Raw genomic sequence first — 14,403 nt, forward strand, 5'->3', positions numbered from 1 at the left:
GTAAATGCCTGTGATGATCCGTTACGGGTATTTTGCCAGCTGTAATATATTTAACAAATTCCGTCCTTACCATTTTCATTCCTTATCATTTATACTGAATAAAGTTATTACACATCTAAGGAGCCGCCGAACCCATTATGAACAAAAAAGAAGTCGCACACATACGCAAGCAGTTTAAGCTAGATCATGATTTGATGAACATCTACGATATTCTTAACGTGTATATTATGAAGGAGAGCAACGAGATCTATCATTGGGAGCGCCTGCCGTTTGGCCTCGTGGACAGAGAGAAGCAGGAACTGTATATGGGGAATTTTAAAAAACTGCTAACGGGTGAGCTGGACCATAAGCTGTTCGAGCTGAAGTTTCAGGAGGAAGCGGAGGACCCGACGCGGGTAATGCTTCACCAAGGCCTGGTGACAGGTGATGCTGAAGAATGGCAGGACCTGATGATGCTGCTCGTGGACAAGATGCTGGTAGATGTTAAGTATGAGAAGGATATGGTAATCACTTTTGTTCGCGGGCAGTATTACCGGCCGACTAAGGCCAGGAATGATGAAGCCGAAGAGAGCGGGAAGGACGAGATGTTCGCGCATCCGTTCATTCTGTGCAGCGTGAATTCCACGGAACAGCAGCGCAAAAACCTCATGTTCGACTATGTGGAGCGGGAATTTAAGTACAATATCATTGTCGATCCGATCATCAAGCTGAGTTCACCGGAGCAAGGGTTCTTTTATCCGAGTGTGACAGACAACTATTCTGATGTGAACCGCATTCTGTATTGTACGGGAAAATCGAATTATCCGGACCCGCAGTTCATCGAGCAGGTCCTGAATGCCGAGAGATCTGTAACAGCATTGGAAGAGAGAAGCTTCTTCGAAGATATCGTGAAGGAATTGGCGGGTGAACAGCTCGATACGACCACTCTCGCCCAGGTGTATGAGGAAATCCAGCAGGTCATCGAAGATGGTGCAGAGGAGGAGGAAGCCCCCAAGCTGGATTATAAGGATGTGGAACGCGTCCTGAAGGTAAGCGGCGTGGAGAATGTGACGGCAGAAAAGGTGGAGCGGGCGTTCGAAACGGTCGTCGACGATAAGTACTATGAAATGAAGGCAAGCAGTGTTATACCGAAATATACTTCAAAATCGATTAAGATCGAGACAAAGGTAGCCACCATTTCCGTCAGCCCGCAGGACCTAAGATATGTGAAGCAGGTGAATTATCAAGGGAAACGCTGCATCATGATCGAGGTTGACGAAGAAGTCGTAATCGAGGGCTTTACGCTCAGTACGGAAACATTGTAGACTCGTTTGACAGTGTGGTTGAAGCGTGCAGTCTTTGAGTTGGTTTGAGCACAGGGCTCACAAGTGGAGCGTTGTCCACTTTTGTGAAGTAGGGGCTATCCATAAAGTCTTAGATAAAGACTTGGGATAGCCCCTGTTGTATTTGTATTTAGTTACTTTTGGTGCTTAAAGATATAGTTGATATATTCTTTTGCACTATTATTAATTTCTTCATCGCTGGCTTGAAATGAAGCTCCGAAGACAGCAAAGTAGGGGAGGGCCACTGCACCTACATGTCTTGTACTGGCTTTGAAAGGCGTGATCATTTCATCCACGGTAAAAGAAACAGAGCCCTCCGGCAAATAATTTTCTTTTTTATCGCCGATGGACATGGCAAGCCCTAACCTCTTCCCTTTAAGCTTGTCACCTTGTGAACCATAAGCCCACCCGTAAGCAAATACATCGTCAAACCATTTTTTTAATAGTGGAGGATAGCTGTACCAATACAATGGAAATTGAAAGATAATATGATTATAGGCTTCTAATAAATTTTGCTCTCTAGGAACATCTATATTCCAGTTAGGATACTCTTTGTAAATCTCATGAACTGTAATATCGCTTGGATATTGCAGCAATTCTTCTTTCCATCGCTGGTTGACCCTTGAAGCCTCAAGGTTCGGGTGTGCCAGAATCACCAGTGTTTTCATTGGGAATCTCCCTTCACAGGCCTGTATTTTTTTGAATATCATCATTATCTTGCAGGCCCCAAAAAAAGAAAATACACACAATAAAGTAAGATGGTTACTTCAAAGTACGTACTGGACTCGGAAAAAAATATATGCAACAATGAATTTTTAGACCTGTGTTATAAGATCGTCATTAACGAGGTGTTATTCAATGAAGCAATATCATCTGGGCATAGAGGCAACACTTGAAATCATCGGTGGAAAGTGGAAATCTCTGATCATCTGCTTACTGATGCCCGGTGCGAAGAGAACAAGCGAATTACAGCGCAATATTCAAGGCATTTCACAAAAGGTTCTGATCCAGCAGCTTCGGGAACTTGAGGCGGATGGACTCGTCAGAAGATATGTATACCCGCAGATGCCGCCAAAAGTCGAATATAGCCTCACGGAATATGGAGTTACAGCCAATAAGATCGTTGACGTTATGTGTACTTGGGGAAAAGAGAACATTAAAATGAGACAACGGCAAGGAGAAGATATCGTCTTGCTGGAGGATAAGCCACCGGAGCACTTTGAAGATCGGAAAGATTACTAAAACCATATACGCCCACCTCACACCCACCCCGTAAACTCCAATATCGATGCCTTCGCCGACTGCGCTTCGGACTGTGCCCCTTTACGCCATTGTTTGGGCGACTCTCCCATGAGCCTGGAGAAGCAGCGGTTGAAGCTGGAAATAGAACGAAAACCGACCTGCTCAGAGATCGAAAGAATGGAATCATCCGTGCTTTTTAGCTGCTTGCAGGCCTCTTCGATTCGGGTGCTGCTCAGGAAATCGAGAGGTGCCGTTCCCATGATTTCATGGAATTTTCTGCGGAAATGCGTTGTGCTTAAGTGGCATGAATCCGCCAGGAAATCAATGGTGATGGGGGTCATATAGTTTTTCGTGATATACTCCAGAGCTGGAGAAATGGCGAAATAGCCCTTCATACTATGCTCTGTTTCTTGTTCGGCCAGCGTTTCATTTGTGGAATGAATTCTAAGCAATTCTATATAGAGAGACAGTAACAAACCGTAAGCGCTTTCCTGGTAGTAAGGCTTCTGCTGCTTGAGCTCCTCTACGACCGACGTGGCTAGGGAATAGACTTTGGGATATTGCTCCTTGTTCAAAATACAGTTCTTTCCCAGCACCCTCCACAGGTTCGGCTCGAAGCTGCTGTAGGCACTTTTGAAGGAATGCTGAAACAGCTCCTCCGGTGAAAAAAAGAGATAGGACCACAGACTGGCGGTATCAGGCGAACTGTACGTGGTATGGGGCAGGTATCTGGGGAGGAAGGTCACATCTCCGGCTTTAAAGGGGACAGCTTCTCCTTTGATCTCCATAATGCCGCTATCTGAATAGCAAATGCCAATCTCCAAATGGTTATGGAAATGAAGGTGTTCGCTTTTGATATCGGAAATCCTCCAGCGGTCCCCGCTTAACAGCAGGACAGGGAAATGGATAGGCAAGCTGTAATGGCGGTACTCGATGACAGGTTTCTTTTTTCTGGGCATATTCGCTGCTCCCATTCCATAACGTGAATTTGTGTTGCTTCAACAACAAATGGTTGAAATTGCGCAGTTTTGCTGCGAATGTGCTTAGATGTATACCATTATACTGCTTACAATAGAGTATATAAAGCGTTTACAATAAGACGGACGGCTCTAAAGGCGCCTTTGGGGGCGTGTGCGAAGGAGAGGGGAATAGAGATGCTTCAAATCAATTATGACAGGGAAGAAATATTAAGCGTTATCGACAAAGTCACCAGAAAAACACTTGCGATGGATTTAACGTGGGACTGGCCTTGCGGGGTGGCTTATTATGGGGTATCCAGAGCCTATCAGACCATAGGAAATAAAGAGTATTTGGAAATGCTTGTCCAGTGGGCAGATGAATATATCGAGCTGGGCCTGCCGGACTGGACGGTAAATACCTGTGCCATGGGCCACATGCTGATCACCTTATATGAAGAGACAGGCAACCAGAAATATTGGGATATTGTGATGAGTAAGGTGGATTATATCCGCAGCAATGCGCTGAGGTTCGGGGACAATGTGCTGCAGCATACCGTATCTGTGTCGAATGATTTTCCGGAGCAGGCCTGGGCGGATACGTTGTTTATGGCGGCATTTTTTCTGCTCCGCGTAGGAAGCAAGCTAAATGACCAGGAAATGATCCAGGATGCCCTGAATCAATATTACTGGCATATCAAATACCTGCAGGACCCAAGCAGCGGTTTCTGGTACCACGGCTACAATAACATCAAGCAGGATCACATGTCCGGGTTATATTGGGGTAGAGCGAATGCTTGGGGCGCCTACACCATGTCGCAGGTCAAGCCGCTTTTGAAGGACTGGTATTTGTATCCGCAGTGTATGGATGTAGAATGTTCACTCCGGGATCAGTTGGCGGCACTCAAGCTTGTTCAGACGGAGAACGGCTTGTGGCGGACGGTGCTGGATGACGAAGAGTCCTATGAAGAAGTATCCGCATCTTGCGGGATTGCGGCGGCTATGATCAATAACGGCAATCCGCTGCATACCAAATATGTGCAAAAGGCCCTGAAAGGCATCTTGGACAATATCAGCGAAGATGGGCGGGTACTGGGTGTATCGGGCGGAACAGCGGTGATGAAGGATCGGGAAGGGTATCGGAATATCCCCAAAGACTGGATTCAGGGCTGGGGTCAAGGCTTAGCACTCGCTTTTCTGTCCGATATGCTTAAATAGGAGGGAATCAGGTTGTCTAATCTAACCAAGGGAGCCTTTACCCTGCCGGGAGAATCCGGTTATGAGGCACTGACCCTGAAACTCGCTGAACGGTGGGGTGCCGATGTCATCCGTGACAGCGACGGCACGCAATTGTCCGATGAGATTATAAATGCAGGATACGGTATCTACTCTACAATCTGTATCATTAGGGAACATAATGTGTGGGCGTCGCAAAATCCGGATAAGCTGCAGCAGTGTTTTTTAATTACGAATCCAAAGGTGGCTGTACAAGATTATGTATCCATCTATCTGATGGAGGATTTTTTTGCTGAACAATTCAGAGTGAATGATTCCAAAGAGGCATTTAAATATTGGCAGGTTGTAGACCGGACGACCGGGGAGGAAGTTCCAAGAGAACAGTGGAATTATGATCGGGAATCGGGAAATGTAGTCCTTACCGGAATTGCTCCTTGGCATAAATACACGGTCAGCTTCATGGCCTACCGGATCTGGGAAGAGATCTCCATGTACAATCATACGACGAACAACTGGGATAAAGAGCATTTGATGCAGATTGATCCCATCTATCCGGAAACGCAAAAGTATCTGCTGGACTGGATGGAAGAATGGTGTGTACAGCATAAGGAAACAACGGTTGTCCGGTTTACTTCGCTTTTTTATAATTTCGCCTGGATCTGGGGCAGCAGTGAGCGCAACCGCCATCTGTTCTCGGACTGGGGTTCATACGATTTCACGGTAAGTTCAAGAGCGCTTGATCTGTTCGCCAAGAGATATGGATATTCGCTGACTGCCGAGGATTTTGTGAATGGCGGCAAATATCGCGTCAGTCACATCCCGGCTGAGCAGCGCAAGCTCGACTGGATGGCCTTTATCAATGATTTTGTAATCGGATTTGGCAAGCAATTGATTGACATTGTGCATCGGCACGACAAACTGGCGTATGTCTTCTATGATGATAGCTGGGTTGGCGTAGAGCCTTACAATGACCGCTTTCAGGAGTTTGGCTTTGACGGGATGATTAAATGCGTGTTCTCGGGTTATGAGGCACGGTTGTGTTCAGGTGTAAAAGTGGATACGCATGAGATCCGGCTGCATCCGTATCTTTTTCCGGTCGGGTTAGGCGGGCATCCTACCTTTATGGAGGGCGGCGATCCCACGCTGGATGCCAAAAAGTACTGGATCAACATCCGGCGCGCGCTCCTAAGGGAGTCTATTGACCGGATCGGACTGGGCGGGTATTTGCATCTGGTCGAGCCTTACCCGGATTTCTGCGATTACATCGAAAAGATTGCCAATGAATTTAGAGAAATTAAAGAGCTGCATCAACAAGGCAAGCCTTATCAGATTAAGACGAAGGTAGCCATTCTCCACGCTTGGGGCAAATTAAGATCATGGACATTGTCCGGCCATTTTCATGAAACGTATATGCATGATTTGATTCATATTAATGAGGCTTTATCCGGATTGCCGGTTGACGTCCAGTTCATTGATTTTGAGGATATCCGTCAGGGCGTACTGCAGGGTTGTGATGTAGTGATCAATGCCGGCTCTGCCGGATCTGCCTGGAGCGGTGGGGACTACTGGAAGGAAAACAAGTGTGTGGATATACTGACCCAATGGGTGTATGAGGGCGGTGCTTTTATCGGGATTAACCAGCCTTCGGCGGTCGATGGCTATGACAGCTACTTCAGAATGGCACATGTTCTCGGTCTGGATGAGGATACCGGCTCCAGGGTCGCTCATGGAAAATGGACTTATGAGACTCGGGACGAGCACAGCTTGGTACCTGAAGGGGCCAGCATAACACCCAAGAATAGCATTTATCTTACCGACGGGTCAGCTGCGGTAGTGGATGAAACGGGTGGCAGGATCACACTGTCTACTCATGCCTTCGGTAAAGGCCAAGGGATCTACCTTCCTTCGTTCGAATTCAGCTTTGCGAATACAAGATTGCTGTTGAATCTGATTCGCTTTGCGGGCAATGAGTTACATGAAACGAAGTACATTACGGATAACTTATTTACAGAGTGTGCCTATTATCCGGAAAGTAAAATGCTGGTTGTGATTAACAATAGTGATCAGCTTCAAAGCACTACGATTGATACGGAGTATGGGCAACAAATGTTGGAGTTAGCTCCGTATGACACGATTATCTTAACTATTGGCGATTAAATAACATTCAAAAAGCTCAAGCCTGCGGCTATATGCCGATGCTTGAGCTTTTTTGCCATGATAAGGTTGTATAGAGTTATGATAAGAGAAGTATGATGGAGATAAGGGGAGCAATGTTTGTAACCTTCACATGGATCATAATATTGAATCGATATCATAATTATGATATGATGTCGCTAAGAAGGAGGGGGAGCTATGCCACAGATTAGACCTGTATCCGATTTGCGCAACAACTTTGCTGAAATATCTAAAATAGTACACGAAAGTCAGGAACCAGTTTTTCTCACGAAAAACGGATATGGTGATATGGTTGTTATGAGCATCAAGCAATATGAAAATATTCAACAGAACCAAGAGATCTTTATGAAGCTTAAAGAATCTGAGCATGAAGCTGATACCTCTAATGAACGTTATAGTCACTCTGAGGTGTTCAATAATTTGAGGATGCAGATTCGGAATAGACCCAATAAGTAACATTATTTACATCCATTTTTAACCATGAGAAGATTTTCCCACGTCTTACTAAGACGTGTTTTTTTAGAAAGTTATAAATAGGTATGGCCATACATATTTGGAGGTACGCTAATGAATAAAAGAGAGAACGAGCTTAAATACATACTTGAGTCCATAACGGAAGATCTAGAGGGCCTCTATCCTAACGAACAGATAGCTCGAATGATCTTGGTTATTGTGACTATATTTTATTTAAGAGAGTTAGAATATAGTGAAAAGGACCAAGTTTCTCGAGCTGTACTCTCAGAATCACGATCAATTGCCCATATGCTGGACCAAACCGTGATTGAACTTGAGCATCTACACAAAGAGTTTAAAGGAGTTTTTACAGGATTGGTTCCCTCATTCCTTCAATATAACTACTCTGACACAGTCTTTAAAACAATGATTGAGAAGATTATCAATATTCAATTCATCGATCAAGAAGAGATTGTTCAATTTATTAATTTCATTGCGTTGAAATATAGTAGTAATAATGGAGGGAATCAGACGCCGGAAACAATCATTAAGCTAGTTTTGGGTTTGATTGATTTCAAGAATATTTCTTCAGTTGCTGATTATTGTTCTGGAATATCTAGTTTTGCAATTGAATTGTTTAGACATTTCAGAGTTGAGGGATCTAATAAGCCTGTCTCTTATTATGGTGAAGAGAAAAATGCATCAGATTATTTGATTTCGAAGTTATTGTTGAACATCAATAATATCCCCTTTTTTCATATTACGAATAAAGATGTGTTAGATAGGATTTATCGAGAGCCTGAACGGTTAACGGTTGACTTTATCTGGTCAGATGCTCCTTTCGGAATGGTATGGAACCAATCGGAAGGTCAGAATGATCCAAGATACAAGTATGGCATTCCTCCCAAGTCCTCTGCAGATTGGGCATTTTATCAGAATGCCTTATATCATTTAAATAACCATGGACAAGCAGCCGTAGTCGGCACAAAGGGCACGTTGGTAAGGAGTACTGAAGTGCATATTCGCAAAGCGATTACGGAAGAAGACTTAATTGAAGCAGTAATTACGTTGCCGGAGAATCTTTACCTTAAAACGAGAGTGGGTACAGAACTCATTATATTTAATAAGGCTAAGTCAAAAAGTAGGCGTGGACTGATATTGTTTATTGACGCCAGCAAGTATACACAGAGATTAAATAGGAACCAATGCTCGATTCAGGAAGAGGGGATTTCGAAAATTGTCTATGCATATAGAAATGGAATTGAAGAGGAGAACTTCAGCAGATTTGTTGATCTGGCGAAGATAAGAGAGTACGATTATAGTCTTAACCCCAAGGAATATTTAGACTTTGATGTGTTGAAACATTCTTTTCATCAAACAGTCAAGCTTGGTGAGATTGCCGCAATTAGACGTGGCGTTCAACTAACGAAAGAAGAGCTTGAGGAGCTATCAAATACAGCCACTCACTATTTATTGAATATTAAAGATATCGAGAATGGAAGAATTGCCTATGATGAGGAGTCAAGGATAACGTATAAGAAGCAGGACTGGCTGGAGAAATTTGCGATCCGCCCTATGGATATCATCATGACTTCCAAAGGGTCTGTGGTCAAATTCGCAATTGTAGAAGAGAAGTGTGAGGAAGCTTTTGTGAGCGGTAACCTGTCCATCATCAGAGTGGATCATGCTCTATATAATGTCTATGTTTTGTATGAGTTCTTACAAAGTGAAGTGGGACGTAGAATGCTTGATGGTCTGCAGACAGGGACTACAATTAAATTGATTAATCCGTCCAAATTAGAAAAATTTGAAATCCCCTTACTCTCTATAGATTTGATGAATCGAGTAGGAGCTGAGCTTAGAGAGAATAAGCGGAAATATGAAGAGCAGATTCAAGAAGCCGAACAGAGATTTTCTCTGGAAAGAGGCTGGTTGTTGGAACAGATAGGTATGAGTAATTCACCTGGAGGAGGCGCTTATGGACGGGAAATATAAACTGCGTTATCTAACTTTGGCTTATTTAGATTTGCAGGACATTGTTGATTATGTGTGTAATGAGCTTTCTGCGCCGGATGCAGCGAATGATCTCGTGGATAAGTTTGATGAGGCCATATCCAGGTTAGAGCTGTTCCCTTTTTCAGGGCCGATCTGTTACAACATTAATGGTCTAAAAGATGAATATCGTTTTCTAGTTGTAGAGAATTATATGGTATTCTATGTCGTGTTTGACGATATTGTTGAAATTAGACGAATACTCTACGGTAAGCGCAAATATGAAGATCTGATATAAGTTTCTAAGTAAACTATGATAGCCTGGTTCCGAAGACCAATTGGAATAGGATAAGGGTACATTATTTTCCCCACGGGGCAAGAAAAGGGAGCAACATGAGAATTATTATTTCGCCTGCCAAAAAGATGAAGCCGGACACGGATGTCTTTACTAGCCGCCAGATGCCGCAATTTATAAACGAGTCGGAAATTCTGCTGGCCACATTAAAAAAGCTGAACTATGAAGAAGCAAAATCCCTATGGAAATGCAATGATGCTATCACCACGCTGAATGCCCAGCGGATTGAGAATATGGATTTAACCCGCAATTTGGTACCTGCTCTCTTCGCCTACGAAGGGATTCAGTATCAATACATGGCACCGGGGGTGCTAGAAACGGAGGAGCTGGAGTATCTTCAGCAGCATTTACGGATCTTGTCGGGGTTCTACGGGATACTCCGGCCGTTTGACGGGGTTGTTCCATACAGACTGGAAATGCAGGCCAAACTGGCCGGACCGGGCTTCAGTTCGATTTATGGATTTTGGGGCAGAAAACTGGCCGATCAGCTTCTTGCGGAGAGCGGCTGCATTCTGAATTTAGCCTCTAAGGAATACAGCAAATGCATTGCCCCTTATCTGGGCAGAGAAGTTCGAATGGTTACTTGTGTATTCGGGCAGTACATCGGTGGTAAGGTGATTGAAAAAGCAACCCTGGTCAAGATGGCCCGAGGTGAAATGGTACGCTTCATGGCTGAGCGGCAAATCAGGTGCGTGGAGGATATCAAAGGGTTTACCGGGTTTGATTTCGAATTTGTGGATGAGTTGTCAAATGAGAGCACCTATGTGTTTATACAAAAAGTTACGAAAACTGGTGGTAATAAAGTCTGTATAGGAACAGGAAATTGATTGAAGGAATTAAAACAGTTAAAAAGCTCAAGCCTGCGGCTATATGCCCGGTGCTTGAGCTTTTTGCTGCAATAGACCCGTTCACCCTTACTTATTTATAAGCGCTTATAATGGATGCAAATAATGTATAATTTTAGTAATCAATAAATACATAGATATTGGGGGATTGATAGATGAATAATGACTATATTAATAGGATTGATAACGTAATTAAATACATTAAGGAAAATAGCAATCAAAAACTCACTCTCGATATATTGGCTGGCGTTTCAAATTTTTCGAAATATCATTTTACAAGAATATTTACCTCTATTGTCGGTGTGACTCCAGTTGCGTTTGTAAATCAAGAGCGTTTACAAAAGGCTGTTTATCTTTTGGCTGAAACTAATAAATCTCGTAGAAGAATTTGCTTGCCGATACGATGCTTGTGTCACATTGCCAAATGGATTCGAGAGATCCGGACATACAAAACATGTGGAATTCAAAACACTATCCGGTGGAATGTATGCTGTATATCCATACTACGACACAATCGATAAATTTGTTCTCGCCTATCAAAATGTATTCAGTCTATGGTTACCGAACAGTGAGTATGATGCCGACGATAGGCCACGCCTCGAATTCTGTATGAATGATCCTGCTAAGGATAAGGAAGGGAAATGTAAAGTCGATTTATACATACCGGTCAAGAAAACACGATGACTTAAATATAGAAAATATGGAGCGTGACGGAATGAACATTGAAGCGGTTTTTGAGCAGTTACCTAACCTGAAGTCAGAGGGTTTCGTATTGAAGAAGATTGAAGATTATCATCTTGAGGAAGTTTTTGAAATCTATAACAATGACAAAGTATTTGAATACTGTGGCATAATACCCAAACACAATAAAGATACTGTGAAAAATATGATTGGCCATTTCGAGAGAGATTTTAATAAAAGGTCAAGAGTTAAGTGGGGGATATTCGCCAGTCCTAAACCTGATCGGTTGCTTGGAATTATTGAAGCTGCCGACTTTAATCAAAAGGTAAATGCTGTGACGATTGGCTACTTTTTATCGGAAGCACATTGGGGCAAAGGTATTGCTAGCGAAGCGGTAAAAATATTAATCGATTTTTTGTTTATGGATGTCAACGTCAACAGAATACAAGCTGAAGTGATGCCTCTAAATGAGACTTCAAAGAAGGTATTATTGAAGAATGGCTTCATCAAAGAAGGAACATTAAGACAAGCGACACTATGGGCAGGTAAAGGAATCATCGATTTAGAGATATACAGTATTTTAAAAGAAGACTATGTAGAGTGAAAAAAGCTTCTCCATTCGGGTTCCATGCCAGTGGAGACAACCAGAAGCACCGACCCTTCAGGCCGGTGCTTCACACTGTTAATTTTGTTCTTTCTCCTCGCTTAACAGCTTGTCTATCACAAGAACCGCCTTAACATAAATCTGGAAGGCCTCCCATATGGCCTCCAAATACATGGCCTCGTCCGGCTGGTGACCTCCTCCTCTTCCGGCAGGAAAAGGGGAGGGCTTGTCCCGGCGCAGAGGGCCGAAGGCTGCTGCCCGTGGCAGCCATCTGGCGTGGGTAATGCCGCCCATGGCATAAGGGGGCTGGTTGGTGCCCAGCTCCCGGTTGGCCAGATCACATAGGGCCGCCGCAATGGGGTCATCCGGGGCGATATAATGCGGCGGACTATCCTCCGTGCGGGTCAGCCGCATACCGTAACGGGCAGCCGCCTCTTCCAGCAACTGCTGTATACCGCTTTTCTCCTGGGTAACCCCGTAGCGGATGTCGCATAACAGGCGAAGCCTGCCGTTTTCCATACGGACGGCTGCATTGACTGTGGCTTCTCCCGACATGTCACGGAAGGCGATGCCCAAGCCATGCCCGTAAGGACTGGCGAAGCATTCCTGCACGAAAGCCAGCGCCCGCAGCGTCCGGCTGCCCCGAACCAGCCCATGGGCGGCAAGAGCGGCTGCCAGCTTCACGGCAGCATTGTCCGTGCCCTCGGGGAAGGCAGCATGTCCCGCTTTTCCCGATGCCGTAATGCGGATGCCCTCCGGCAGAGCCTCAACCGTGAAGGAACCGGGCAGCACCTGTCTTGCATGCTCCGGGTCCACGTCCCGCAAGATTGCCGAGGCGGCTGCGGGAACCACGTTATATTCGGTTCCTCCGTTGAAGGCCAGCAGGTTGCCGTCTGCCACTTCACCTTCGAAGTCCGCACGCAGCATTCCCTTTTCGGCAAAGCACAGGGGAAAATAGGCGTCAGGCACAATCCCGAACTGAGGAGGCTCATGCCGGGACAGGAAGTGGCGGATATCGCGCATGCCGTTTTCCTCATTGCAGCCAAGAAACAGATACAGCCCATGCCCGAGGGGCAGCTTGCTGTCAGCAAAAAATTTCAGCACATAAAGCGCCGCCACAGCCGCCGCTTTATTATCCATGGCCCCACGTCCAAATAGGTAGCCATCCCGTACAAAGGGCTCGTAAGGCGGGAAGCTCCAGTCCCCGCCCTCCGGCACCACGTCCAGATGGGCGAAAAATCCGATGCTTCCCCGCTCCGAAGCTGCCAATTCCCCTTTGACACCGTAGCCGTCAAAGTCCGTCACATCCAGCTTCTCCCGCTGCATGAGCCGGATGGCTTCGTCCAGGACAGAGCTGCAGCCTTCGCCGAAGGGCTGGGAGCTTCCGGGATTGTAAGCCAGGCCTACGCTGTTGATGCGGATGAGCCCTTTGGCATCCTCGATCATGGCTTCCTGGTTCGCTTCAAGAAACTGAGAAATGTGCCAGTCCAGTTCCTGGCTGCTCTTCATCTCCATAGAGCTTGGCTTCATCGGCCCTGCCCGGCAGCCGTAAGATGCAGCCGGTTAAGCCGGCGGTCGATTTCCTCTATAGCACCGTCCGGGAAACGGAAGTCTGCTCCGGCCAGATTTTCATGCAGGTGGCGTTCCTTGCGGATGCCCAGAATTACATTCACATGCTCATGCTTGGCCCGCAAATATGCCACTGCCAGAGAACTGGTGGAGATGCCGAATTCCAGCGCAAATCCCTCGAGCTCCCGGGCGAAATCAACAGCCAGCAGGAAAGCCTCTCCTTGCCACCAGCGGTCATTGTGCCGGGGATCGTCCTGGGGCAGTTGGTAATCCTTGCCGATGTGCCCGCTAAGAAGACCCTGGGCCAACGGGGAATAGGCATGGAAGCTGATGCCATTGTCCTTGCACAGAGGCAGCACATCCGCCTCCGCCTCTCTGGACAACATGTTGTATTTCTTCTGTACAATGGAAATTTCCCCGTGCCCGATATAGCTTTGAATATGATGGGGCTCGCAGTTTGATGCACCAATGGCCCGTATTTTCCCTTCCTTCTTCAGCTCCATCAAGGTACCGATGGTTTCCTCAATAGGCGTCAGGAACGGCTCTATGGCCGGGTTATGAGTATAGTAAATATCGATGTAATCTGTACCCAGCCGCTTCAGGCTCTCCTCTACTTCAATGCGGATGACACGGGGGCTAAGGTTGCGCTTGACCCGGCGCCCCTCCCAGGTGAAGCGGTAGCTGCCTTCCTCATCACCCCACCACAGCCCGCATTTGGTAGACAGGATCACCTTGTCGCGTCTTCCCTTGATCGCTTGTCCCACGATTTCCTCACTGTGGCCGAAGCCGTACACGGGCGCCGTATCGATGCAGTTGATGCCTGCATCCAGTGCCGCATGGATGGCCCGGATGGATTCCCCATCGTCCGTGTCCGGGAACTGGAAGCCCCCGCCCATGCCGAAAGCGCCCAGAGTCAGGACCGAAGCCTCGATTCCACTACTGCCGATTTGCATTGTTTTCATAGCGCCGCTCC

Annotated in this window: 15 protein-coding genes; 11 read left to right on the plus strand and 4 right to left on the minus strand. The window is 45.9% G+C overall.

The window, feature by feature from the left end:
• Window positions 1–137 precede the first annotated feature (137 nt).
• A complete protein-coding gene (locus tag MHI45_RS22635) occupies window positions 138–1,304 on the plus strand; it encodes a DUF4317 domain-containing protein (protein WP_038585868.1) in 1,167 nt (388 codons plus the stop codon).
• Between the two features lie 152 nt (window positions 1,305–1,456).
• On the opposite strand, the gene MHI45_RS22640 is transcribed toward MHI45_RS22635, so the two are convergent.
• Window positions 1,457–1,990, minus strand: coding sequence for an NAD(P)H-dependent oxidoreductase (locus tag MHI45_RS22640; protein WP_076110235.1), 534 nt, complete (start codon window positions 1,988–1,990; stop codon window positions 1,457–1,459).
• Between the two features lie 190 nt (window positions 1,991–2,180).
• On the opposite strand from MHI45_RS22640, the gene MHI45_RS22645 reads away from it, so the two are divergent.
• On the plus strand, window positions 2,181–2,564 hold the full coding sequence (locus MHI45_RS22645) for a winged helix-turn-helix transcriptional regulator (RefSeq protein WP_076110236.1): 384 nt from the start codon (window positions 2,181–2,183) through the stop codon (window positions 2,562–2,564).
• Between the two features lie 17 nt (window positions 2,565–2,581).
• Here the strand turns inward: MHI45_RS22645 and MHI45_RS22650 are convergent, their stop codons facing one another.
• The gene (locus MHI45_RS22650) at window positions 2,582–3,523 is read right to left on the minus strand and encodes an AraC family transcriptional regulator (protein WP_076110237.1); all 942 of its coding nucleotides are present in this window, start codon (window positions 3,521–3,523) and stop codon (window positions 2,582–2,584) included.
• 195 nt (window positions 3,524–3,718) lie between these two features.
• On the opposite strand from MHI45_RS22650, the gene MHI45_RS22655 reads away from it, so the two are divergent.
• From MHI45_RS22655 to MHI45_RS22695, 9 genes are all read left to right on the plus strand, one after another.
• Window positions 3,719–4,738 (plus strand): glycoside hydrolase family 88/105 protein, encoded by a 1,020-nt coding sequence (locus MHI45_RS22655; RefSeq protein ID WP_076110238.1) that lies wholly within the window; start codon window positions 3,719–3,721, stop codon window positions 4,736–4,738.
• Between the two features lie 12 nt (window positions 4,739–4,750).
• A complete protein-coding gene (gene gnpA, locus MHI45_RS22660; protein ID WP_076110239.1) occupies window positions 4,751–6,913 on the plus strand; it encodes a 1,3-beta-galactosyl-N-acetylhexosamine phosphorylase in 2,163 nt (720 codons plus the stop codon).
• A gap of 195 nt (window positions 6,914–7,108) precedes the next feature.
• Window positions 7,109–7,387, plus strand: a complete 279-nt coding sequence (locus MHI45_RS22665; protein ID WP_076110240.1) for a type II toxin-antitoxin system Phd/YefM family antitoxin — start codon at window positions 7,109–7,111, stop codon at window positions 7,385–7,387.
• A gap of 111 nt (window positions 7,388–7,498) precedes the next feature.
• Complete coding sequence (locus tag MHI45_RS22670) at window positions 7,499–9,379, plus strand: N-6 DNA methylase (protein WP_076110241.1); 1,881 nt, start codon at window positions 7,499–7,501, stop codon at window positions 9,377–9,379.
• Window positions 9,363–9,674, plus strand: coding sequence for a type II toxin-antitoxin system RelE/ParE family toxin (locus tag MHI45_RS22675; protein ID WP_076110242.1), 312 nt, complete (start codon window positions 9,363–9,365; stop codon window positions 9,672–9,674). The genes MHI45_RS22670 and MHI45_RS22675 overlap by 17 nt, the downstream gene beginning before the upstream one ends.
• Window positions 9,675–9,769: 95 nt before the next feature.
• Window positions 9,770–10,558 carry a peroxide stress protein YaaA gene (yaaA, locus tag MHI45_RS22680; protein WP_076110243.1) on the plus strand — a complete coding sequence of 263 codons (789 nt, stop codon included), beginning with the start codon at window positions 9,770–9,772 and terminating at the stop codon, window positions 10,556–10,558.
• A 173-nt stretch (window positions 10,559–10,731) separates the two neighbouring features.
• Window positions 10,732–11,097 (plus strand): AraC family transcriptional regulator, encoded by a 366-nt coding sequence (locus tag MHI45_RS35225; RefSeq protein ID WP_076110244.1) that lies wholly within the window; start codon window positions 10,732–10,734, stop codon window positions 11,095–11,097.
• Entirely contained in the window at window positions 10,994–11,260 is a 267-nt protein-coding gene (locus MHI45_RS22690) for a GyrI-like domain-containing protein (RefSeq protein WP_076110245.1), read from the plus strand. Before MHI45_RS35225 ends, MHI45_RS22690 begins: the two co-directional genes overlap by 104 nt.
• Window positions 11,261–11,291: 31 nt before the next feature.
• Window positions 11,292–11,861: a GNAT family N-acetyltransferase gene (locus MHI45_RS22695; protein ID WP_076110246.1), complete on the plus strand. Its 570-nt coding sequence runs from the start codon at window positions 11,292–11,294 to the stop codon at window positions 11,859–11,861.
• A 78-nt stretch (window positions 11,862–11,939) separates the two neighbouring features.
• Here the strand turns inward: MHI45_RS22695 and MHI45_RS22700 are convergent, their stop codons facing one another.
• A complete protein-coding gene (locus MHI45_RS22700; RefSeq protein ID WP_083675569.1) occupies window positions 11,940–13,391 on the minus strand; it encodes a Sapep family Mn(2+)-dependent dipeptidase in 1,452 nt (483 codons plus the stop codon).
• On the minus strand, window positions 13,388–14,392 hold the full coding sequence (locus MHI45_RS22705) for an aldo/keto reductase (protein ID WP_076110247.1): 1,005 nt from the start codon (window positions 14,390–14,392) through the stop codon (window positions 13,388–13,390). Before MHI45_RS22705 ends, MHI45_RS22700 begins: the two co-directional genes overlap by 4 nt.
• Window positions 14,393–14,403: the final 11 nt, after the last annotated feature.

The sequence above is a fragment of the Paenibacillus sp. FSL H3-0321 genome, from assembly GCF_038002865.1.
Classification (GTDB): Bacteria; Bacillota; Bacilli; order Paenibacillales; family Paenibacillaceae; genus Paenibacillus_AQ.